The sequence below is a fragment of the Mesorhizobium sp. M00.F.Ca.ET.216.01.1.1 genome, assembly GCF_004010325.2.
Classification (GTDB): Bacteria; Pseudomonadota; Alphaproteobacteria; order Rhizobiales; family Rhizobiaceae; genus Mesorhizobium.
On the sequence record NZ_SADR02000001.1, the window covers coordinates 225,349 to 246,445 of the forward strand.

The 21,097-nt window shown below is 63.0% G+C and carries 17 protein-coding genes and 2 pseudogenes; 5 read left to right on the plus strand and 14 right to left on the minus strand.

Translation table 11 applies throughout. The annotated features are described in order from the left end of the window. Positions 1-47: 47 nt before the first annotated feature. From moaC to lexA, 3 genes are all read left to right on the plus strand, one after another. The gene (moaC, locus tag EN859_RS01165; protein WP_127852011.1) at positions 48-545 is read left to right on the plus strand and encodes a cyclic pyranopterin monophosphate synthase MoaC; all 498 of its coding nucleotides are present in this window, start codon (positions 48-50) and stop codon (positions 543-545) included. Continuing rightward, positions 545-1,750 carry a gephyrin-like molybdotransferase Glp gene (glp, locus tag EN859_RS01170; RefSeq protein ID WP_127852012.1) on the plus strand — a complete coding sequence of 402 codons (1,206 nt, stop codon included), beginning with the start codon at positions 545-547 and terminating at the stop codon, positions 1,748-1,750. The genes moaC and glp overlap by 1 nt, the downstream gene beginning before the upstream one ends. 104 nt (positions 1,751-1,854) lie before the next feature. Beyond that, entirely contained in the window at positions 1,855-2,604 is a 750-nt protein-coding gene (gene lexA, locus EN859_RS01175) for a transcriptional repressor LexA (protein ID WP_127852013.1), read from the plus strand. Here lexA and EN859_RS01180 read toward each other — a convergent pair. Further along, positions 2,598-4,752: pseudogene (locus EN859_RS01180) on the minus strand (ComEC/Rec2 family competence protein). The gene lexA and the pseudogene EN859_RS01180 sit on opposite strands and share 7 nt — an antisense overlap. A gap of 102 nt (positions 4,753-4,854) precedes the next feature. Between EN859_RS01180 and gltX the strand changes: the two are divergent. Both gltX and gltA read left to right on the plus strand, forming a co-directional pair. Continuing rightward, positions 4,855-6,279, plus strand: a complete 1,425-nt coding sequence (gene gltX / locus EN859_RS01185; protein ID WP_127852014.1) for a glutamate--tRNA ligase — start codon at positions 4,855-4,857, stop codon at positions 6,277-6,279. A 178-nt stretch (positions 6,280-6,457) separates the two neighbouring features. Beyond that, a complete protein-coding gene (gene gltA, locus EN859_RS01190; protein ID WP_127852015.1) occupies positions 6,458-7,786 on the plus strand; it encodes a citrate synthase in 1,329 nt (442 codons plus the stop codon). A 69-nt stretch (positions 7,787-7,855) separates the two neighbouring features. Here the strand turns inward: gltA and lpxB are convergent, their stop codons facing one another. The 13 genes and pseudogenes from lpxB to EN859_RS01255 all read right to left on the minus strand — a co-directional run bounded on the left by lpxB (position 7,856) and on the right by EN859_RS01255 (position 21,014). Continuing rightward, positions 7,856-9,034 carry a lipid-A-disaccharide synthase gene (gene lpxB, locus EN859_RS01195; RefSeq protein ID WP_127852016.1) on the minus strand — a complete coding sequence of 393 codons (1,179 nt, stop codon included), beginning with the start codon at positions 9,032-9,034 and terminating at the stop codon, positions 7,856-7,858. Further along, positions 9,024-9,926 carry a UDP-2,3-diacylglucosamine diphosphatase LpxI gene (gene lpxI / locus EN859_RS01200; protein WP_127852017.1) on the minus strand — a complete coding sequence of 301 codons (903 nt, stop codon included), beginning with the start codon at positions 9,924-9,926 and terminating at the stop codon, positions 9,024-9,026. The genes lpxB and lpxI overlap by 11 nt, the downstream gene beginning before the upstream one ends. Next, a complete protein-coding gene (gene lpxA, locus EN859_RS01205; RefSeq protein ID WP_127852018.1) occupies positions 9,913-10,746 on the minus strand; it encodes an acyl-ACP--UDP-N-acetylglucosamine O-acyltransferase in 834 nt (277 codons plus the stop codon). Before lpxA ends, lpxI begins: the two co-directional genes overlap by 14 nt. Before the next feature lie 13 nt (positions 10,747-10,759). Next, positions 10,760-11,224 carry a 3-hydroxyacyl-ACP dehydratase FabZ gene (gene fabZ, locus EN859_RS01210; RefSeq protein WP_127852019.1) on the minus strand — a complete coding sequence of 155 codons (465 nt, stop codon included), beginning with the start codon at positions 11,222-11,224 and terminating at the stop codon, positions 10,760-10,762. Continuing rightward, positions 11,217-12,272: a UDP-3-O-(3-hydroxymyristoyl)glucosamine N-acyltransferase gene (lpxD, locus tag EN859_RS01215; protein ID WP_127852020.1), complete on the minus strand. Its 1,056-nt coding sequence runs from the start codon at positions 12,270-12,272 to the stop codon at positions 11,217-11,219. Before lpxD ends, fabZ begins: the two co-directional genes overlap by 8 nt. Before the next feature lie 75 nt (positions 12,273-12,347). Then, complete coding sequence (gene bamA, locus EN859_RS01220; RefSeq protein WP_127852021.1) at positions 12,348-14,705, minus strand: outer membrane protein assembly factor BamA; 2,358 nt, start codon at positions 14,703-14,705, stop codon at positions 12,348-12,350. Between the two features lie 217 nt (positions 14,706-14,922). Further along, positions 14,923-16,065: an RIP metalloprotease RseP gene (gene rseP, locus EN859_RS01225; protein ID WP_127852022.1), complete on the minus strand. Its 1,143-nt coding sequence runs from the start codon at positions 16,063-16,065 to the stop codon at positions 14,923-14,925. A 162-nt stretch (positions 16,066-16,227) separates the two neighbouring features. After that, positions 16,228-17,043, minus strand: a complete 816-nt coding sequence (locus tag EN859_RS01230; RefSeq protein WP_127852023.1) for a phosphatidate cytidylyltransferase — start codon at positions 17,041-17,043, stop codon at positions 16,228-16,230. A gap of 11 nt (positions 17,044-17,054) precedes the next feature. Then, a pseudogene (locus EN859_RS01235) lies at positions 17,055-17,786 on the minus strand (isoprenyl transferase); the annotation flags it as partial. A gap of 23 nt (positions 17,787-17,809) precedes the next feature. Beyond that, positions 17,810-18,364, minus strand: coding sequence for a ribosome recycling factor (gene frr / locus EN859_RS01240; protein WP_127852025.1), 555 nt, complete (start codon positions 18,362-18,364; stop codon positions 17,810-17,812). An 88-nt stretch (positions 18,365-18,452) separates the two neighbouring features. Further along, positions 18,453-19,175, minus strand: coding sequence for a UMP kinase (pyrH, locus tag EN859_RS01245; protein ID WP_127852026.1), 723 nt, complete (start codon positions 19,173-19,175; stop codon positions 18,453-18,455). A gap of 157 nt (positions 19,176-19,332) precedes the next feature. Further along, positions 19,333-20,442, minus strand: a complete 1,110-nt coding sequence (locus EN859_RS01250) for an aldo/keto reductase (protein WP_127852027.1) — start codon at positions 20,440-20,442, stop codon at positions 19,333-19,335. A gap of 38 nt (positions 20,443-20,480) precedes the next feature. Beyond that, positions 20,481-21,014: a nuclear transport factor 2 family protein gene (locus EN859_RS01255; protein ID WP_127852028.1), complete on the minus strand. Its 534-nt coding sequence runs from the start codon at positions 21,012-21,014 to the stop codon at positions 20,481-20,483. Positions 21,015-21,097 lie beyond the last annotated feature (83 nt).

A 21,097-nucleotide genomic window follows, 5' to 3' on the forward strand; every position in this document is an offset into this window, starting at 1 on the left:
ACTATGTGCGTCCAAATGGACGCACGTCGCTCTAAGGTAACCTGACGATGACGGCTGCCCTCACCCATCTTGGCGCCAAAGGCGAAGCCAATATGGTCGATGTCGGCGACAAGGCGGAGACGACCCGCACGGCGATCGCCGAAGGTCTTGTCTCGATGCGGCCCGAAACGCTGAAAATGATCCTCGACGGCGATGCCAAGAAAGGCGACGTGCTCGGAACGGCGCGCATCGCCGGCATCATGGCGGCCAAGAGGACGCATGAGCTGATCCCGCTCTGCCACCCGCTGCTCCTGACCAAGGTCTCCGTCGACATCGAACCGGACGCGACGCTGCCCGGCCTGAAGGTTACCACGCTGGCCCGCGTCACCGGCAAGACCGGCGTCGAGATGGAGGCGTTGACCGCCGCCTCGGTCGCTTGCCTGACCATCTACGACATGGCCAAGGCGGTCGATCGCGCCATGGTAATCTCGGGCATCAGGCTGGTGGAAAAGACTGGCGGCAAATCCGGCGACTACAAATCCCCAGGACATGGGGCAGGCCAATAATGGCGTTGGTTCCGGTCGCTGAGGCGCTCGAGCGCCTGCTGGAAGGCGCACAGCCGACAGGCAGCGAAAGTGTCGCGTTGATGGACGCCGCCGACCGCGTCCTGGCCGAACCTGTCGTCGCACTCCGCACCCAGCCGCCGTTCAACGCTTCCGCCATGGACGGCTATGCCACGCGGGCCGCGGATGTGGCGTCAGTGCCGGCGCGGCTTTCGGTGATCGGCATGGCGCCGGCTGGGCAGGGTTTTGCCGGGACTGTCGAACAGGGGCAGGCCGTGCGCATCTTCACCGGCGCGCCGCTGCCAGAAGGCGCCGATACCATCGTCATCCAGGAGAACGTGCGCGATCTCGGTGGCGGAGGCGTCGAGGTGATCGCGCCAACGGTTGAAGGGCGCCACATCCGCCGCCTTGGGCTCGATTTTTCGACGGGCGACGTCTTGCTGGAGAAGGGCCGCCTGCTCGATCCGGCGGCGCTGTCGCTGGCGGCTTCGGCCAACCATCCACGGGTCAGCGTGGTCAAAAGGCCGCTTGTCGCCATCATCGCCACTGGCGATGAATTGCTGCCGCCGGGAAGCAATCTCGGCCCCGACCAGATCATCTCGTCCAACGCCTATGGTGTCGCCGCCGTCGCGCAGTCGGTCGGCGCGCGCGCTCTTGACCTCGGCATCGCTCCTGACCGCAAGGAGGCGATTGCCGTGCTCGTGAAAAGGGCGGTTGGGGCCGGCGCGGACGTCATCGTCACGCTCGGCGGCGCCTCGGTCGGCGACCACGACCTCGTCCATGACGTGCTGACCGGCGAAGGCATGACGCTCGATTTCTGGAAGATCGCCATGCGGCCTGGCAAGCCGCTAATGTTCGGACGGCTGGGCGACATCCGCTGTATCGGCCTGCCCGGCAACCCGGTGGCAAGCCTTGTGTGCTCGCAGCTGTTCCTGAAACCGCTTCTGGCGCGTCTCGGCGGCCGCTTCTACCGGCCAGACCTGCGCCAGGCACGGCTCGGCGCTGCGATGCCGGCGAACGATATCAGGCAGGACTACGTGCGCGCCGTGGTCAAGGAGGACGCCGGCGTGCTGGTGGCAACGCCGTTCGGCATCCAGGATTCCTCGATGCTGAAAATGCTGGCCGACGCCAACGGGTTGATCGTGCGCGAACCGTTCGCCCCTGCCGCCGCCGCAGGCGCTGCCTGCAGCGTGCAGATGTTACGCTGAACAAAACGTCAACGCATTCATTAAACTTTAAACGGTTGCGGAACACAACTGGAACAGATAGTGTTTGTTCTGGGTTTGTTTTTCTGATTCTGTCGGGGGTTGCGATGCTGACGCGCAAACAACACGAACTGCTGATGTTCATCCACGAGCGGTTGAAGGAGAGCGGCATTCCGCCTTCGTTCGACGAGATGAAGGAAGCGCTCGACCTCGCCTCCAAGTCGGGAATCCACCGGCTGATCACGGCGCTGGAGGAACGCGGCTTCATTCGCCGGCTACCCAACCGGGCGCGAGCGCTGGAGGTGCTTCGGCTGCCGGACTCGATCGCACCCGGCCTCAACGCGGCGCGCAAGTTCTCGCCGAGCGTCATTCAGGGCAGTCTTGGGCAGGGGAGTCTCGGACAAGGCAGCCTCGGGCGTCAAATCAAGCCGGCGTCGTCACGCATGTCTGCCGGCAATGACGATGATGCGGTGCCCTCGGTATCGATCCCTGTCATGGGCCGCATTGCCGCCGGTGTCCCGATCGACGCCATCCAGCACCAGACGCATTCGATCTCGGTGCCACCGGACATGATCACAGGCGGCGAACACTATGCGCTGGAGGTCAAGGGCGATTCAATGATCGAAGCCGGCATCTTCGATGGTGACACCGTCATCATCCGCAATGCCGACACCGCCAGCCCGGGCGAGATCATCGTGGCACTGGTCGACGAGGAAGAAGCGACGCTGAAGCGGTTCCGCCGCAAGGGCGCCTCGATCGCCCTGGAGGCCGCCAATCCAGCCTATGAAACGCGCATTTTCGGACCGGACCGGGTCAAGGTGCAAGGCAAGCTCGTCGGCCTGATCCGGCGCTACTGAGCGGGCTTGCTGCTCTTCCTGTCGCGCCTGCTGTATGGCGGCATGCCCCTGGCTTCGCGCGAAAATCTCCGCTGCTCATGCCAGTGCCGGTACGGTTGCTCTACGGCGAAGCGGATTGTTGCCGGTGTCGTCGCCGATTGCGGGTCGAAGAAGACGGCTGCACTGCCGGCGCGGGCCAGTTGCCGCTTGGTGACGACCAGCACCAACGGGTTGCGGCAAGGGTTGTAGGCGGTCGCATCGTCGATGACGATCAGGTCCGCGAAGGCGCGGGCTGGCCGCGCTGCCTTGCGGTCTTGGGCGAGCGCAACGATCGCACCGGACGGATGCGGGCAAGGCACAGACCGGCGGTGCAATAGAACGGCGCGTCGGTGGGCAGGTCCGCGGGGTCTGCGATATCGAACCGCACGTCGCCTTTGTCGATTGTCTCGGGTTCGACAATGGTCTCGGACTTTAGCGCGCGTTTCCAATTGTCGGTGGCGAATTCGTTCGAACGCACCCGGTTGAGGGCGAGTTCGCCGCCGCCGATCGGCAAAGCAACCAGATGTGCGTCCTCCGAGATCAGCACGTCGGGCGCGCGCGTCTCGGTAATCGTCGGCAGGCCGGCGAGCACGAAGGGCAGCGCCGCGAGCCGCAGCCATGTCGTCGCCATGGTGGCGATGACCAGCGCGATCGTCACCAGCAGGACCGACTGCAGCGAAATCAACCCGACCGCGTCGATCGGTGATCGCTCCGATATCCATCCCGACAGAGCGATCATCGCGGTCAGCCCCTTGCCCACCACATAGAGGAAAGGTCCGTCGGCGCCGAACGGCATCGCCAGCGCGCTGAGGACGGCGGCCGGAATGACAACCAGCGAAACGATCGGCATGACGGCCAGGTTGGCAAACAGGCTGAGCGGCGACACACGCTGGAAATGCCAGATGGCGAACAGCGCCGTGGCGCTGCCGGCAATGATCGAAGTCATGGCAAGACCACCCGTTGCCAGCAGGAACTTTCGCGTGATGAAGGCAAGCGGCGATCGCCGTGGCGGCGGCGCGGTGGCCTTGCCGGCGCGGTAGTCGGACCAGCCGGCATAGGCGCCGCGCAGCAATCCCATGATGGTGCCTGCGACCAGCGCCATATGCAGGCCGGAGATGGAGATGATGTGATAGATGCCGGTGCGCCTCATCGCCTCGTTGATCTCTTCGGGGATACCGGCGCGCACGCCGACGATCAGCGCGGCGATTTCGCCTTCGGCGCCGCCGATGCTGCCGCTGATATGGTCGGCGATCGCTTCGCGTGCCTTTTCGATCGCGGAGGAAAGCGGTGCTGCTGGCGGCGCGCCTCCGGAAGCGACAATTTTCGGATTGCCGAGAAAAAAGCCGCTGGCGCCGATGCCGGCGAAATAGCTGTCGAAGGAGAAGTCGTAGCTGTCCGGCCGCACCGGGCCGGTCGGCGGCAAAAGCCTGACATAGCCGGTCGCTATCGAACCGGCGGTCATGGAATCTTGCGCGCCGAAACCCTGATACGCTCAGGCGCATAGCGCAGCGTTGGGTGCGCGGTCGAATTCACGTCGATGGTCAGCCTGATGCGATTGTTCGCCATCAGGTCGAGACTGGCGACACGGCCGGTCAAGCGCGTCTGGATTTCCGAACCGAGCATCTGCGTCCCCGCGCGCCAGGTCTCGACCTTGGCGGCAAGCACGCCAAGCGCGCACAGCAGCGCTGCCGTGAAGCACAGATGCGGATTGCGCCATGACCGCGAGACGACCGCGCAAAGTGCCATCAGGAGCACGACCGCGATGGGTTTCGCAAAATCCGGCTCGCTCGCCAGCGAAAAGTAGAAGATCACCCCAAGCGCCAGGAAGACCGGCACCAGCAGAAAGGCGATGCCGCGGTCGAGTTCCAAGCCGGCAGCCGTGGCGATGCTCCGGCGGATGCCGGGCAGCGAAGGGCGGCGAATCCGACTGCGGGAGCGGATGACAGGTTTGGTTGCTGGGATGGGTATCGGCGCGACACCATCAGGTGGCAAAGGCTGGAGGCCGGGGCGAGCCGCAGGCAGCGAAACTGGCATTGGTTCGGCGTATGGAATTTCGGCAAACAGCAACCGCTCGCTGACGCTTCCTGTCGCGCCCTCGCCCTCATCCGCGCCCCGGCCTCGTCTAGCCATTGGGTCTGCCCCTTGCGCCCTCGACCTCCTATGCTACATGAACGCGCAACGCGCGAAAGTCCGCGACACCACACCCGCTTCACACGTCTGCCTGAGAGCTCCATGTCCGACAAGGTCGTCACCCGTTTTGCCCCCTCGCCCACCGGCTTCCTGCACATTGGCGGCGCGCGCACCGCGCTGTTCAATTGGCTGTATGCGAAACACACCGGCGGTACGATGCTGCTTCGCATCGAGGACACCGATCGCGAGCGCTCCACCGACGCCGCAACCGCGGCCATTCTCGACGGGCTTTCCTGGCTCGGCCTGACCTGGGACGGCGAGCCGGTTTCACAGTTCGAGCGCGCACCGCGCCATCGCGAGGTGGCCGAGGAGCTGGTGCGCATGGGCAAGGCCTATTACTGCTACGCTACGCCGGCAGAGCTCGAGGCGATGCGCGAGAGCGCGCGCGCCAAAGGGCAGCCGCCCCGCTATGACGGCCGCTGGCGCGACCGCGACCCATCGGAGGCGCCGGCAGGCGCCAAGGGCGCGATCCGCATCAAGGCGCCGACCGAGGGCGAGACTGTCGTGCACGACCGCGTGCAGGGCGAGGTGCGCTTCCCCAACAAGGATCTCGACGACTTCATCATCCTGCGCTCGGACGGCAACCCGACCTACATGCATGCTGTCGTCATCGACGACCACGACATGGGCGTCACCCACATCATCCGCGGTGACGATCATCTGACCAATGCTGCACGCCAGACGGTGATCTACCGCGCCATGGGTTGGGAGGTGCCGTCGATGTCGCATATCCCGCTGATCCATGGCGCCGACGGCGCCAAGCTGTCGAAACGGCACGGTGCGCTCGGCGTCGAGGCCTATCGCGCCATGGGCTATCTGCCCGAGGCCCTGCTCAACTATCTGGCGCGGCTCGGCTGGAGCCATGGCGATGACGAAGTGATGTCGATCAAGGACATGATTGCCTGGTTCGATATCGACGATGTCAACAAGGGTGCCGCCCGCTTCGACTTCGCCAAGCTCGAGGCGCTGAACGGCGTGCATATGCGCCGAATGAACGATGCTCAATTGCTCGATATATTCATCGCTACGTTGCCCTATCTCGAAGGCGGTCCGGCGATTGCCGCGCGGCTCGACGACAAACGCAAGGCAAAGTTGCTTGCCGCCCTGCCCGGCCTGAAGGAGCGTGCAAAGACGCTGGTGGAACTTGTCGATGGCGCCGCCTACCTGTTCGTCGAGGGGCCATTACCGATCGACGAAAAGGCGGCGGCACTGCTTGGTGGCGACGCACGGGCGATCCTACGCGGCGCTCACGAAGCGTTGAAGGCGGTTTCAGGCGACTGGACGGCCGCTGCGGCGGAGGCCGCGATCCGCGACTACGCACTGGCCGGCGGCCACAAGCTTGGCGCCGTGGCCCAACCGCTGCGGGCTGCGCTCACCGGCAGGAGCACATCGCCCGGCGTGTTCGACGTGCTTGCCGTGCTTGGCCGCGAGGAAAGCCTGGCGCGCATCGCGGATCAAATCGATTAGGGCTCTGGCCTAAGAAGATTGGCATTGAAAGGTGTGTTTCGCAGTGCAACATTAGGGTTCTGGCCCAATCTGACACAGAAATCCAATTTGTGGGCGCATCCGCGCATTCCGGTGCCCTCGACGTGTTGCGTTGCAGATATTTGCCTTGCCGGCATGAGGAAACAAAAAGGAGTTTGCAATGACCGAATCTGCGACGAAACTGGAATTTGGCGGCAAAACCCACGCGTCGACTGCAAAGCTGGAACTCGACGGCAAGAACTATGAGTTCAAGGTCCGAAGCGGCTCGGTGGGGCCGGATGTCATAGACATCGGCTCGCTCTACAACACCACTGGGGCCTTCACCTACGATCCCGGGTTCACCTCGACGGCAAGCTGCGAGTCGGCAATCACCTTCATCGACGGCGACGCCGGTATCCTCTTGCACCGCGGCTACCCGATCGACCAGCTAGCCGAACACGGCGACTTCCTCGAAGTCTGCTATCTGCTGCTTTATGGCGAACTGCCGACCAAGGCGCAGAAGGACGATTTCGACTATCGGGTGACGCGCCACACGATGGTGCATGAGCAGATGTCACGCTTTTTCACTGGCTTCCGCCGCGACGCGCACCCGATGGCGGTGATGTGCGGCGTGGTCGGTGCGCTGTCGGCCTTCTATCACGACTCCACCGATATTTCGGATCCGTACCAACGCATGGTCGCGTCGATGCGGCTGATCGCCAAGATGCCGACGATCGCGGCGATGGCCTACAAGTACCATATCGGCCAGCCCTTCATTTATCCGAAGAACGAGCTGAATTTCGCGGCCAACTTCCTGCATATGTGCTTTGCGGTGCCTTGCGAGGAATACAAGATCAATCCGGTGTTGGCGCGCGCGATGGAGCGCATCTTCATTCTGCACGCCGATCATGAGCAGAATGCCTCGACCTCGACCGTCCGCCTTGCTGGCTCGTCGGGCGCCAACCCGTTCGCCTGCATCGCCGCCGGCATCGCTTGCCTGTGGGGCCCGGCCCATGGCGGCGCCAACGAAGCGGCCCTGAACATGCTGGGCGAGATCGGCCATGTCGACAACATCCCGGAATACATCGCCCGCGCCAAGGACAAGAACGATCCGTTCCGGCTGATGGGCTTTGGCCACCGCGTCTACAAGAACTACGATCCGCGTGCCAAGATCATGCAGAAGACCGCGCATGAGGTGCTGGGCGAACTCGGCATCAAGGACGATCCGCTGCTCGATATCGCGATGGAGCTGGAAAAGATCGCGCTGACCGACTCCTATTTCATCGAGAAGAAGCTTTATCCAAACGTCGACTTCTACTCCGGCATCACGTTGAAGGCGCTGGGCTTCCCCACCACCATGTTCACCGTGCTGTTCGCGGTCGCCCGCACCGTCGGCTGGATCGCACAGTGGAAGGAGATGATCGAGGATCCGCACCAGAAGATCGGCCGCCCGCGCCAGCTCTACACCGGCGCACCGGAGCGGGATTATGTACCGATTGCTAAAAGGTGAAAATGAGCGAGTAGCGAATAGTGGGCAGTGAAAAGCTGCAGTTGCCTTCTATTCCCTATTCCCTATTCCCTACTCACTACTCGCTTTCTTGATATATCCCATCACAACCTCCGCAGCGATGTCGCCCGACGACTTGTCGGTGGCCATGCGTTTCACGACCTCGGCAAAACCGTCCTTTTGCCAGGCGCGGTAGGCGGTGTCGGAAAACAGTGCCTCGAGCTGCCGCGCCAGATAGCGCGGCCGCACATACTGGTTGTAGTGTTCCGGCACGACCGCCTGGTCCGCGATCAGGTTGGGCAAGGCCGCACTCCACACCGTGATCAGGCTCTGGGCCATCCGCATGACCGGATCAAGCCGGTAACAGGAGATCATCGGCACGCCCGACAGCGCCAGTTCCAGCGACACTGTCCCCGACGCGATCAGCGCCGCATCGGCCTTGCCGAAGGCCTGCCATTTGCGTTCGGGATCGAGGATGATCTCCGGCTTCTCGTCCCAGCTTGCAACCGAAGCCCTGACCAAGTCGGCGACATGCGGCACCGTCGGCAGCAGCAGGCGCAAGCGGTGTCCGCGGGCGCTCAGGATCGACACCGTCTCGCCGAATGGGCCGCTCTGCCGCCGCACCTCGCCGCGCCGCGAGCCGGGCAGCACAAGCAGCGTCTTCACGCGATCGGTGGAGAGGTCGCGCGGCTGGCTCTGTGCCTTGGCGGCACCGAGCACACCCGGATCATGCGTCAGGCGATGCCCGACATAGGTGCCGGGCGGGCCGTCCAGGCGGGCGAGTTCCTTCACCTCGAAGGGCAAGATGCAAAGGATGTGGTCGACATAGGGCTTCATCGCCGCCGCCCTGCCCGGCCGCCACGCCCAGACGCTCGGGCAGACATAGTGAACGATCGGGATTGCCGGATCAGCGGCGCGGACCTTCTTTGCCACGCGCAGCGAAAAATCCGGACTGTCGATTGTGATGAGGCAGTCGGGTTTTTCACTGGCGACCGCGCTTGCCGTCTGGCTGATCCGCCGCATCAGGCGCGGCAGGTCGCGCAGGACGGCGCTGAGCCCCATCAGCGCGATCTCCCCTCCATCGAATAGCGGAACCAGTCCGAGCGCCTGCAGATGCCTACCGCCAATGCCGACAAGCCGGACTTCGCGGCCGGTCATGCGCTTGAGCGCCTGCACGATGTCGGCGCCAAGCAGGTCGCCGGACTCTTCGCCGGCGACTATGGCGATCTTCAGCGGCTTTTCAGTGGCCATGCTGCGGCCCCGTGCCCGGCAGGCCGATCACAAACAGACCGAGCGCATTGGCGCGTGCTATGGTGGCAGGGCCTTCGAGGACCAGCGAGCGCCCGGCTTCGACAGCGATGCCGGCAAGTCCGGCGGCATGCGCCGCCTCGACGGTAAACGGGCCGATGGAGGGCAGATCCGCGCGTAATTCCTGACCGGGCTTGGCGCATTTGACCAGGACACCGCGTGTCCTACCGGCCAGCCTGCCGTGGCCACGCAACTGCCGTGTTCGCTCCAGCAATCCGTGCGTGCCCTCGATGCCTTCCAGCGCGATGGCCCGGCCACCGATCGCAACCGCTGCCTGGCCGATGTCCAGCGCGCCGATGGCCTTTGCTGCTGCATGGGCGGCCCTGATGTCACGCCAGTCCGATTTCCGTGGTGCGGCCTTGGTCAGCGAGCCCTCGGCCGCGACCAGTTCCGGCACGATCTCATGGGCGCCGACGACTCTCACTCCGCGCGCCTCCAGCCCGCGCGTCAAGACCTTCAGCAGGCCGTCATCGCCGCTGGCAAGCGCCATTATCATAGAAGGGACCACAGCCAGCAGGCCAAGGCTCAGACGCAGGTCGATCAATCTCGGCCTGCGTCTGACCTCGCCGGCAAGGACCAGATGGCTGATCTTTCGGCGCCTCAACAATGAAACCAGCGAACCGATGTCTTCCAGAGCGAGGTTCGCATGCTCGTAGCCGGCGAGGTCGGACTTACGGTCGACTTCGCCTTCGATCATGATGACAACGGGAGAATGCCCTCGTCCTGCCAAGCCGGCCGCGACTTCCACCGGGAGGCTGCCGCCGCCGGCGATTATGCCAACCCTGGCGCCTGGCGCGAGATCAAGCTTGGTTCCGGCGATCTCAGTCTTCGTCATCGGCATCGTCGCCGTCGCCACCCCTAAGCGACGGGACGGCGTAGTGCCGCTTGCCGCGACTGGCGATGAAATCGATGATTTTCATGGCGGTCGGCGACGAGGCGAATTCCGCCTTGGCGAATTCGATGTTCTCGCCGACGGTGCGAGAGCGATCGAAGATCGTCCTGTAGGCCTTGCGCAGCTGATGGATCTCGGACCGCGGCAGGCCGGCGCGCTTCAGGCCGATGATGTTCAAGCCGCGGAGGCTGGCGCGATTGCCGACAGCGATGGCGTATGGAATGACATCGCCGACGATTGCCGAGCAGCCGCCAAGAAAGGCATTGTCGCCGACGCGGACAAATTGATGAACAGCGGTGAGGCCGCCGATATAGACGTTGTTGCCTATTTCGCAATGGCCTCCCAGCGTCGCCCCATTGGCGAAAGTGGCGTTCTTGCCGACGACGCAGTCATGAGCGATGTGGGCGTAAGCGAGGAAATTGCCGTTGTCGCCTATCGTGGTTTCACCGCGGCTGGAATCGGTGCCGACATGCATGGTAACGCCTTCGCGGATCGTGCAGTTCTCACCGATGACAAGCGTGGTGCGGCCACCCTTGTGCTTGGTGTTCTGCGGCGGCCCGCCCAGTATCGCCATCGGATAGACCTTGGTCGAAGCGCCGATGGTGGTGGCGCCCATCACCGAAACGTGGCTGACCAGCTCGACTCGGTCGTCGACCACGGCGTCGGCGCTGATATGGCAGAAAGGCCCGATGTGGACGCCTTGGCCGATTTGAGCGCCTTCCTCGACGACCGAGGAAGGATGGATTGATGTCTGGATTTTCATAAGCATTCGATCGTCAGTCGCTGGTGACCATCATCGCCGAAATCTCGGCTTCAGCGACCTTGGAGCCGTCGACCAGAGCTTCACAAGCGAATTTGAGCAGGTTGCCGCGTTTCTTGATTTTCTTGACATGGATCTTCAACTGGTCGCCGGGAACGACCGGCTTGCGGAACTTGGCGTTGTCGATGGTCAAGAAATAGACCAGCGAAGGCTTTTCGGCGGCAAGGCTGCGAATGCAGATGGCGCCGGCAGTCTGCGCCATTGCCTCGACGATCAATACTCCCGGCATGACCGGCTGCTCCGGGAAATGGCCCTGGAAATGCGGCTCGTTTATGGTCACGTTCTTGATGCCGACAGCAGACTCGTCGCCGTCGATCTCGACGATACGGTCGATCATCAGGAACGGATAGCGGTGCGGCAGGAGCTTCATCAGCCCCAATATGTCGACCGCTTCGAGCGTCGTCGTCGCCAAATCAGCCATTTCCGTCGCCCTGCTTGCGCGTCCTGGCCAGCTTGCGCAGCATGGCAATCTCGCGCATGGCTTCCGCCATCGGCTGTGCCGGATAGCCTCCCCAGATCTCGCCCGCAGGGACGTTGCTCATGAATCCACTTCTCGCAGCAAGCTTGGCACCCGGTCCTATGGTCAAGTGATCGGCAAGGCCGACACCGCCGCCCATGGTTACGTTGTCGCCGACAACGACCGAACCGGAAATACCGGAAAGCCCGGCCACGATGCAATTGCGGCCGATGCGGACGTTATGGGCGATCTGCACCAGATTGTCGATCTTGGTGCCTTGGCCGATGATCGTGTCGGACATGGCGCCACGGTCGACCGTCGTATTCGAGCCGATCTCGACGTCGTCCTGGATAATGACACGGCCGATCTGCGGGACACGCTCGGGACCCTTGGCGCCGGCCACAAAGCCAAAGCCATCCTGTCCGATCCGGGCGCCGCCATGGATGATGACGCGGTTGCCGATCAGCGCATACTGGATGCTAGAGCTCGGGCCGATGTAGCCGTCGCGGCCGATCTGGCAGGAGGGACCGATGACGGCATGGGGGGCAATGACGGTTCCGCTGCCGATAGAAGCGCGAGGACCGATGACGGCACCGGCCTCGACGATCGCACCGGCCTCGACATGCGCCGTCGGATCGATATGGGCATGCGGCGAGACACCGGTTTCGCTGGTCATCGGCCCCGGCGTCGCGGCCGCAGGGAAAAGCAGCCTTCCGACCATTGCGAAAGCCTGCTGCGGGCGCGGATGCACCAGAACAGCGACGCCTTCCGGCGCCTTGCCGGCGAATTCGGCGGGACAGAGAACCGCGGCGGCGTTCAGCGACTGCATCAGCGCGAAGTTGCGCTTGCCGTCGACGAAGACGAGCGCATTGTCGCCACCTTCGTTGGCGGGCGCCAGCGCCTCGATCGATATGTGGGCATGGCCGGAATCGACCAGCACCGCGCCGGTCAGATTCGCGACTTCGCCGGCCGTATACCGGCGTGATGGCGCGAAGAACACCGGATCGGTCATTCCAGAAGCAATATCCAGCTAGGTCGGATCACTCTCTTCCGGGCCCCATGGCCCGGAAGCATCATTACCCGCGGATCAGAAGCGGGTCGAGATGCCGAAGTTGAATTCCTGCACGTCGTCAGTCTTTTCCTTTTTGACCGGAACCGCATAGTCGATGCGGATTGGACCAAAGGGGGATGCCCACATCAGGCCGACACCGACCGAAGCGCGCCACTCCATGTCGGCGCTCGATTGCTCCACCAGAGATTGATCGGCAATCTTGCTGCCATAGAGCGTCGCAGCATCGGCGAAGACCGCCCCGCGCAAACCGAAGCTCTCCGGAATGACCGGCAGCGGGAACTGGGCTTCCGCCGAGGCGTTGAAGTACGTAGTGCCGCCGAGATGGTCACTGTTGTTGTCGGAGGCAACCGGGCCAATGCCGCCATAGGCAAAGCCGCGGATCATGCGGTCGCTGCTCCGGAAATGGTCAAAAATACGCAGACCGTCAGAGCCGTAGCTCTCGACGTGGCCGGCGCCGCCGGAGATCAGGCCGACCAGATCCAGTTGCTCCGACAGCGTTTGGTAGACGCTGCCGCGGCCCGTAACCTTGACGAATTTGGCGTCACCGCCAAGGCCGGCCACTTCTGTGCTGACGTTGGCGTAGATGCCTTCATGCGGGTTCTTCATGTCGTCGATGGTGTTGTAGACCAGACCGAGGCTGACCGACGACTTGAGCCACGGGCTCTCGTCAATACCCTGAAGGATCGCTGTGGAGATGTCGCAGCCCGCGGCGGGATCGCAATCGTCATCGAGTTTATATTTCTCCTGAGCGATATTGTATGCCAGCTGCGTGGAGATGTTATCGGTGATCGGCAAGCCGAAGCGAACTGTCGCTCCTACCGTCTCGCTATCGTAGTCGTCGTAGTTCCTAGTCTGCTGGTAGACATCGAAGCCGGCAGCGATGCGGCGCCCGAGGAAATACGGCTCGGTGAAGGAGAAGCTGTAGTCGCGCGAATCCTTGCCGCCGCCCGCCGCGATCTTGATGAACTGGCCACGGCCGAGGAAGTTGCGCTCGGTGATCGATCCTTCGACGGACGGCCCGGGTGTGTCGCCGCCGGTTGAATAGCCGGCGCCGACCGAGAACTCGCCGGTCGATTTTTCGACCACGTCAACCACCAGCACGACCTGGTCGGGCTGGGAGCCGGGTACCGTGGAGATGTCGACTTTTTCAAAATAGTCGAGCGCTTCCAGCCGCTTCTTCGCGCGCTGGATGAGAACTTGGTTGAAAGCGTCGCCTTCGCTGACATCGAATTCGCGGCGAATGACATAGTCGCGCGTCCGGTCGTTGCCGCGAATCTCGATGCGCTCGACATAGGCCTTGGTGCCCTGGTCGATCGTATAGACAACCGAAATGGTGTGGTTCTCGAAATTGCGGTCGCCCCGCGGCGTCACCTGGGCAAAGGCATAGCCGGAACCGGCGACCTTCTCGGTCAGCGCGATGATGGTGTCCTCGACATCCTTGGCGTTGTAGACGTCGCCCTTGTGGGTCTCGACCGCCGACTCCAGCGATTTGCTGTCGACCTCTGGGATGGTGCTCTCGACGCTGACGTCGCCGAAGGTGTAGCGCTCGCCTTCCTGCACGGTGATGGTGACGGTGTATTTGTTCGTGGCATCGTCGAGCTCGCCGACCGCGGAGACGACCTGGAAGTCGGCATAACCGTGATTGTAATAGAAGCGGCGCAGCAGTTCCTGGTCGGCGCGCAGCTTGTCCTCGTCATAGACGTCGTCACGCAGCACGAACGACAGGATGGACGAGCGCTTGGTGGAGATGACATCGGCCAGGCGACGGCTCGAATAGGCGCTGTTGCCGACGAAATTGATCGCCGCGATCTGGGTGCGGCCGCCTTCGTTGATGTTGAAGACCACGTTCACGCGGTTGTCGCCGAGGTCCATGATCTGGGTGGTCACGGCGGCGTCGTCGCGGCCGATACGCCTGTAGGCGGCCTTGACCGCCTCGACGTCGGCATCGAGCGCCTGCTGCGAGAAGGTGCCGCGCGGCTTCAATTGGACCGCCGCCGCCAGCGCATTGTCCTTGAGCTTCTTGTTGCCCTGGAACAGGACCTGGTTCACGACCTGATATTCGGAAACCTTGACGACCAGCGTCGAGCCGACCTGGTTGATCTGAACGTCCGAAAACAGCCCGGTGCCGAACAGCGCCTTGACCGCATCGTCGATATCGGAACTGGAAAAGGCCTTGCCGGGCTTGATCGTGATATAGTTGCGGATGGTGTCGGCATCGACACGCTGATTGCCGCTCACCTCGACCCTTGAAACGACAGCGGCCTCGGCTGCTGATGTGGCAACGAACTGCACTGCGAGCGCGCCTGGTACAACCAGAGCGGCAGACATAGCCACCGCAGACGCGGCGCTCAGAAACTTGGATGTTGCCTTCATCGGGCTTTTGTACCTTTTCTCGAAGTCCCCACGGCGAGAAAACCGGACGTGCGGTAATTTCTCGTACCGTATTAACCGGATTTTCCCTACACGCAAGGCTTCTGGTTAATTTGTATTTACTTAACCCTGGTGCGTGGCTTTCGCGTCACGCATATCCCCACGCATGGTAAACGGCGTCTCAACATTGGTCGTGCCGAAGCCAAATTCCTTCATGATTTCAGCACCCAAACAGATCGTTCCAGAAAACGAAGCCCATAAATCCCAGCACCAGAATCAAGCCGGCCCGGTAGCCCATCTCCATCATCCGTTCAGACACCGGACGCCGGATGACCGCCTCGATGCCGTAGAACAACAGGTGACCGCCGTCGAGTGGGGGAATCGGCAGAAGGTTGAGAATCCCTATACCGACCGACAGCAAGGCAACAAGTTGCACCAGCCACTCGAAGCCCAGTTTCGCCGCCTTGCCGGCCATGTCGGCGATCTTCACGGGACCACCAAGCTGGCACTTGTCTTCGCGGCCGACGACGAACCGCTTCAGGAACTGGCCGGTGCGCTGAATGATGTGGCCGGTTTCCTCGACGGCGGCCCCTACCGCCCCGACCGGACTGTAGGTGATCTGCCTGGGTTGGCCGAGTTCCTTGTTGTTGACGACGCCGATCACGGCCACCTTGACCTTGTTGCCCAGCGCGTCCTGCTGTTCCATCAGCCGCGGCGTTGCGGTTACGGTGATCTCCTTGCCGCCACGCAGCATGGTGAAGGTGATGGTGTCACCGGCCCGACCTGAAACCAGGCGCTGCACATCGCCGAACGTCTCGACCTTGCTGCCGTCCACGGCGACGAACCGGTCGCCTGGCAGGATGCCGGCCGCCGCCGCCGGGCTGTCGGCAGTGACTGCGGCCACCGTCGGCTCCAGGACAGGGCGGCCATAGACGGAAAACAAAACGGCAAAGACCGCGATCGTCAGCAGGAAATTGAACAGCGGCCCGGCAGCCACGGTCGCCGCGCGTTTCCAGATCGGTTGCGTGTGGAACGCAACCTTGCGTTCGGCATCTGTCAGCGTTTCGATGTCTTCGGCACTGGGCTGGCTCGACGTGGCATTCATGTCGCCGACGAACTTGACATAGCCGCCGAGCGGAATGGCGCAGAGCTTCCAGCGCGTGCCGTGGCTGTCATTGAAGCCGAACAGCTCGGGGCCGAAGCCGATCGAAAAGGCCTTCACGCCAATGCCGCACCAGCGGCCAACGAGGTAGTGGCCCATTTCGTGGACGAAGACGACCACGGTCAGCACGAACAGGAAAGGCACCAGCGTACCGAGGACAAAGCCCTCAGTGCCGAAAGCCGCGTGAAGAATGTCGTTCAATTCAAGCCCTCAAATTCATCCACGGCCCACGTCTTCATCCACGGCCCAGGCCTTCATATATGGCCCAGTCACGCCGCGACTGTGACATCAATCCAGGCGAATCCGTGGCACACCCGGTTCTTCGCCTTCCAACCCGGTTCTTCGCCTTCCAACAATGTTCATTCAAGCCGGAAACAGCCCCTGCGCCGGATGGTCGGCGGTCGCCGAGATCCAGCCAATGACGTATAGGGCGAAAGCCGCCGCGACAAGCCCATCCACCCTGTCCATGACGCCGCCGTGGCCTGGGATCAGCGCGCTGGAATCCTTGCAGCCGTGGCGGCGCTTGACCCATGATTCGAAAAGGTCGCCGGCCTGCGCGACGATCGACAGCACAAGCGCGATCAGGCCAAGGACGGCAAGATTGCCGGCGCTGGCCGCGGCCGCCAAAAGCAGCCCGGCGATCACGCCGCCAACGGCGCCGCCGAGCGCTCCGCTCCGCGTCTTGCCGGGTGATATCGCCGGCGCCAGCCGCGGGCCGCCGACAGCGCGACCGACGAAATAGGCAAAGATGTCGGTTGCCCATACCACCGCGAACAGGAACAGGATCGCAAGCAAGCCGGAGTGGTCGCCATCGCGCAGCAGCGCCAGCGAGAGGCCGGAAACAACCGCATAGGCAAGGCCGGATGCATCCCACTGCGATGCCCCGCGCAGTCGAGAAGCGACAGCGGTGGTCACAACCACGGTTATGGCAAGCAACAGCAGCCAGGACGCCGGCAGGCCGGCAATCAAGGCGCCGAAGAAGACCAGAAACAATGCTTCTGGCAGGAATCCGAGGCTCCCGCCGGCGGCCGGGCGGGACATACGCATCCATTCATAGAAGATCGCTGCCGACATGCCGGCGCAAAGCAAGCGGAACCACAACCCGCCAAGCCAGGTCAGCACGAGGGCGACGGCGGCCAGCACGACAGCCGAGACAACGCGAAGCTGGAGATTGCTCATCCCGGCGCCGATCACGAAGCGACGTCTTGGGCGGCAAGTCCGCCAAAACGACGTTCGCGGCCGGCGAAATCGCGCAGCGCGTCGGCGAGGTGCTCGCGGCTGAAATCGGGCCAGTAGCAAGGCAGGAAGACGAGTTCGCTATAGGCTGCCTGCCACAAAAGGAAGTTCGACAGCCGAAGCTCGCCGCTGGTGCGGATGACCAGTTCCGGGTCGGGAATGCCTTCGGAGTCGAGAGAGCCGGCAAAAGATTCGGCCGTGATCGCCTCGCTGTCGATCTCGCCGCGCGCCACCGCTGCAGCGAGCTTGCGCGCTGTGCGCACAATCTCGTCGCGTCCGCCATAGTTGAAGGCGATGATCAGGGTCAGCGCCGTGTTGAGGGCGGTCAGCGATTCGGCCTCTTCCAGCAGGCCCCTGATATCGGGCTGCAGCCCTGCCCTGTCGCCGATGGTCCTGACCCGCACCCCATTCTGGTGCAGCTCGGCAAGATCGCGGCGGATGAACAGTTTTAGCAGGCCCATAAGGTCGCTGACCTCGGATTTCGGTCGCGACCAGTTTTCCGAGGAGAAGGCGTAGACGGTCAGGAACGAGATGCCGAGGGCGGGAGCGGCGCGCACCGTCTTGCGCAGCGCCTCGACGCCGGCGCGATGGCCAGCAAGCCGCGGCAGACCGCGCGCCTTGGCCCAGCGTCCATTTCCATCCATGATAATCGCGACATGCGCGGGCGTTGCCATATTTTCGCTTTCGGGCCGGCCGGTGAGGACCGACCCTAAACCTGCATGATTTCAGCTTCCTTATCGGAAAGCAGGTGGTCGATGGTACTGATCATCTCGTCGGTAAGCTTCTGGACTTGATCGGCGCGCTTGCGATGATCGTCCTCGCTGATGTCACCGTCCTTTTCCGCCTTCTTGAGAAAGTCCATGCCGTCACGGCGGACGTGGCGCACGGCGACGCGGGCATTCTCGGCATAGCCGTGCGAGATCTTGACCAGCTCCTTGCGGCGCTGTTCGTTGAGCTCGGGCAGCGGAATCCTCAGGTTGGTGCCATCTACAATCGGATTGAAGCCGAGGTTGGACTCGCGGATGGCGCGATCGACTGCGCCGACCATCGACTTGTCCCAAACCGAAACCGAAATCATGCGCGGCTCCGGGACCGACACGTTCGCCACTTGGTTGATCGGCATGGTCGTGCCATAGGCCTGGACCTGTATCGCATCGAGCAGGTTGCTGGAGGCGCGGCCGGTGCGCAGCGACGCCAGGTCGTGCCGGAATGCAGCGATCGCCCCATCCATGCGCCGCTTGAGATCGTCATGCTCACCACTCATCGTCATCTCCTCGACCCGTTTGCCGGGTTCACTGTTGTCTTCGAGACTTGCTCCGAAACCGGCTCACCCTTCGGGGGCGAGTTCCGGATCAATCGTCCGCGACGACCGTACAACGGCCGCCGCCCCGCAGGATATCGCCGAAACCACCCTTCTCGTGGATCGAATAGACGATTATCGGAATGTTATTTTCGCGCGCAAGTGCAATCGCGGCCGTATCCATGATCGAAAGGCCGCGTTTTATGACTTCGGCATGGGTGATGCGCTCGAAACGGGTCGCAGTCGGGTCCTTCTTGGGATCGGCCGAATAGACACCGTCGACTTGGGTGCCCTTGAACAGAGCGTCGGCGCCGATTTCCGCGGCGCGGAGCGCTGCCGCCGAATCGGTGGTGAAGAACGGGTTGCCGGTGCCGCCGGCGAAGATGACGACCTTGCCCTGGTTCATATAGGCGGTCGCCTGGCGCTGGGAAAAGCTCTCGCAAAGCTCGGGCATGGCGATGGCCGACAGGACCACCGCGTCGACGCCGATCTTGTTCAGCGAAGTGCGCAGCGCCAGTGAATTGATGACCGTGGCAAGCATGCCCATGTGGTCGCCGGTGACGCGGTCGCCGCCCTTGGATGCAACAGCCACACCGCGAAAGATGTTACCGCCGCCGATGACGACGCCGACCTCGATGCCCAACGCACGGGCCTCGGCGATGTCGGCGGCGATGCGGTCGACGACAGACACATCGATGCCGAAATGCTGTTCGCCCATCAGCGCTTCGCCCGACGCTTTCAGCAAGACACGTCGGTAGAGGGGCTTCACCGTCATCTGGTCCTCGTCATTGTGCGTGTAACGCGCTCGGGGTGGCAGCCTCGCGCCGGCGCCGAAGGAAACACTGGCGCGATGCCGCGTTCCGATACACGAAGGCCGCCGCGATGTCACGCGGCGGCCTGCTGCAATTTCCGGCTATCGCCCTTGCGGCCGATCAGCTGCCGTTGATGCTGACGGCTTCGCCCTCGACAAGCACGGGCGGCGCATACCCGGAAGGCTTGTCGCCGGTCACGGCCCCGCCGGTGACCCGGACCTGTATCTCGGAGCCGAAATACGAATGGGGAAATGGGACTGAAGGCTTGCTGACCGCATCCAGCCTGGCGCGAAGATCGACGGGGATCGAGAAGTCCAGCGCCCCGAGATTGTCCTGCATCTGCCCCCGCTTGGTGGCTCCGAGGATCACGCTAGCGATCCCTGGCTGCGTCGCCACCCAGTTCAAGGCGACCTGGGCCATGCTGCGGCCAAGTTCGGCGGCGACGCTTTCGAGTTCGGCCACGATTTCCCAGTTGCGTTGCGTGAATCTCTGGAAGCCCGGATGGGTGGTATTGCGGAAACCATCGAGGCGCCCGGCATTTCCGGCCTGCGTGGGACGATATTTGCCGCTGAGCAGCCCGCTGGCCAGCGGACTCCAAACCATGATGCCCGCCCCGTGACGTGTGCCGAAGGGTACAAATTCGTGCTCGATCGTGCGCTCGGCGAGCGAATATTCGAGCTGCAGGGCCGAAACCGGCTCGTAGCCGCGCAATTCGGCGATCGCCTGCACGCGGCCCGCATACCATCCCGGCACGTCGGACAGGCCGACATGACGCACCTTGCCTGCGCGGACGAGATCATCCAGCGTGCGCAGGACCTCTTCGGCCGGTGTCAGCCTGTCCCAGACATGCAAGAGATAGAGGTCGATATAGTCGGTGCCCAACCGGTTAAGCGAAGCCTCGACCGCGCGCATGATGTTCTTGCGCCCGTTGCCGCCCGCATTCGGATTGCCCGGCTCCGTATTCATGGTGAACTTGGTGGCGATCACCGCCTTGTCACGCAACCCGCGCTCGGCGACGAATTCCCCCAGCCAGGTCTCGCTGGTGCCGCCGGTATAAAGGTCTGCGGTATCGAAGAAATTACCGCCTGCCTCGACATATGCGTCGAACATTGCGCGGGCAGTTTCCTTGTCCGCTCCCCAGCCCAATTCGGTACCGAAGGTCATCGTACCCAGCGCCAGCCGGCTTACCCTGAGGCCGCTGTTGCCGAGATTGTAATAATTCATTGTCATGACATCGTCCTTTCCTGATCTTTGACGCTAGCTGGCGCTCAATGGCCTGGAGTGGCCTTGACCCATGGGTTGCCGCGCTCATGCGTCATGCGGAATGTGAAGCCGTCGACTTTCCAGCCCGCGCTGGAACGGATCAGATGGTGCTCGTAGGTGCCCCAGACTTCCCAGAGCGGGTCGCCATTGCCTTCCATCCGGTTCCAGGCGTAGCCGTTCGACAGAAGAGTAGCGCTGTCGCCGTCGATGGCGACCTGGTGGTTGGTGCGCAGGTGCAGGCTTGTCTTGTTGCCCTTCAGGTTCGCCGCCCAGGTCCCGATCAGATCGTCCGAGGCAATGGTGGCTGAAGGCTGTCCGCTCAAGCTGCTGAAGTCGACCGTGACGCGGTCGGCGAAATAGCTACGGGCGAGTGGCCAATCCTGCGCGTCGACGGCGCGGTCGATGGCGTCGGCGATGCGGATGACGGCGCGCTCATCGGCGAAAGCTTCCAGCCGGGAGAGAGCCGGCTCCGCCCCGCCGGCATCGAATGGCGCGAGGGCAACGCCCGCCGCGAGGGCAATGTGTTTCAATGCATTCATGTCTCTTCTCCATTGCGCGCCTGCGCAACGGCAGGCTGGGAATACAAATGGACCCGTTTGCCCTCATCGATAAGATTGCATTG

What these genes read in the sequence shown, in the direction of transcription:
- pyrH (WP_127852026.1), bottom strand. Translation starts at nt 19,175, where the DNA reads ATGACGGTGAAGCCCCTCTACCGACGTGTCTTGCTGAAAGCGTCGGGC.
- lpxI (WP_127852017.1), bottom strand. Translation starts at nt 9,926, where the DNA reads ATGACGAAGACTGAGATCGCCGGAACCAAGCTTGATCTCGCGCCAGGC.
- EN859_RS01230 (WP_127852023.1), bottom strand. Translation starts at nt 17,043, where the DNA reads ATGAGCAATCTCCAGCTTCGCGTTGTCTCGGCTGTCGTGCTGGCCGCC.
- gltX (WP_127852014.1), top strand. Translation starts at nt 4,855, where the DNA reads ATGTCCGACAAGGTCGTCACCCGTTTTGCCCCCTCGCCCACCGGCTTC.
- bamA (WP_127852021.1), bottom strand. Translation starts at nt 14,705, where the DNA reads ATGAAGGCAACATCCAAGTTTCTGAGCGCCGCGTCTGCGGTGGCTATG.
- moaC (WP_127852011.1), top strand. Translation starts at nt 48, where the DNA reads ATGACGGCTGCCCTCACCCATCTTGGCGCCAAAGGCGAAGCCAATATG.
- gltA (WP_127852015.1), top strand. Translation starts at nt 6,458, where the DNA reads ATGACCGAATCTGCGACGAAACTGGAATTTGGCGGCAAAACCCACGCG.
- EN859_RS01250 (WP_127852027.1), bottom strand. Translation starts at nt 20,442, where the DNA reads ATGACAATGAATTATTACAATCTCGGCAACAGCGGCCTCAGGGTAAGC.
- lpxD (WP_127852020.1), bottom strand. Translation starts at nt 12,272, where the DNA reads ATGACCGATCCGGTGTTCTTCGCGCCATCACGCCGGTATACGGCCGGC.
- EN859_RS01255 (WP_127852028.1), bottom strand. Translation starts at nt 21,014, where the DNA reads ATGAATGCATTGAAACACATTGCCCTCGCGGCGGGCGTTGCCCTCGCG.
- glp (WP_127852012.1), top strand. Translation starts at nt 545, where the DNA reads ATGGCGTTGGTTCCGGTCGCTGAGGCGCTCGAGCGCCTGCTGGAAGGC.
- frr (WP_127852025.1), bottom strand. Translation starts at nt 18,364, where the DNA reads ATGAGTGGTGAGCATGACGATCTCAAGCGGCGCATGGATGGGGCGATC.
- fabZ (WP_127852019.1), bottom strand. Translation starts at nt 11,224, where the DNA reads ATGGCTGATTTGGCGACGACGACGCTCGAAGCGGTCGACATATTGGGG.
- lpxA (WP_127852018.1), bottom strand. Translation starts at nt 10,746, where the DNA reads ATGAAAATCCAGACATCAATCCATCCTTCCTCGGTCGTCGAGGAAGGC.
- lexA (WP_127852013.1), top strand. Translation starts at nt 1,855, where the DNA reads ATGCTGACGCGCAAACAACACGAACTGCTGATGTTCATCCACGAGCGG.
- lpxB (WP_127852016.1), bottom strand. Translation starts at nt 9,034, where the DNA reads ATGGCCACTGAAAAGCCGCTGAAGATCGCCATAGTCGCCGGCGAAGAG.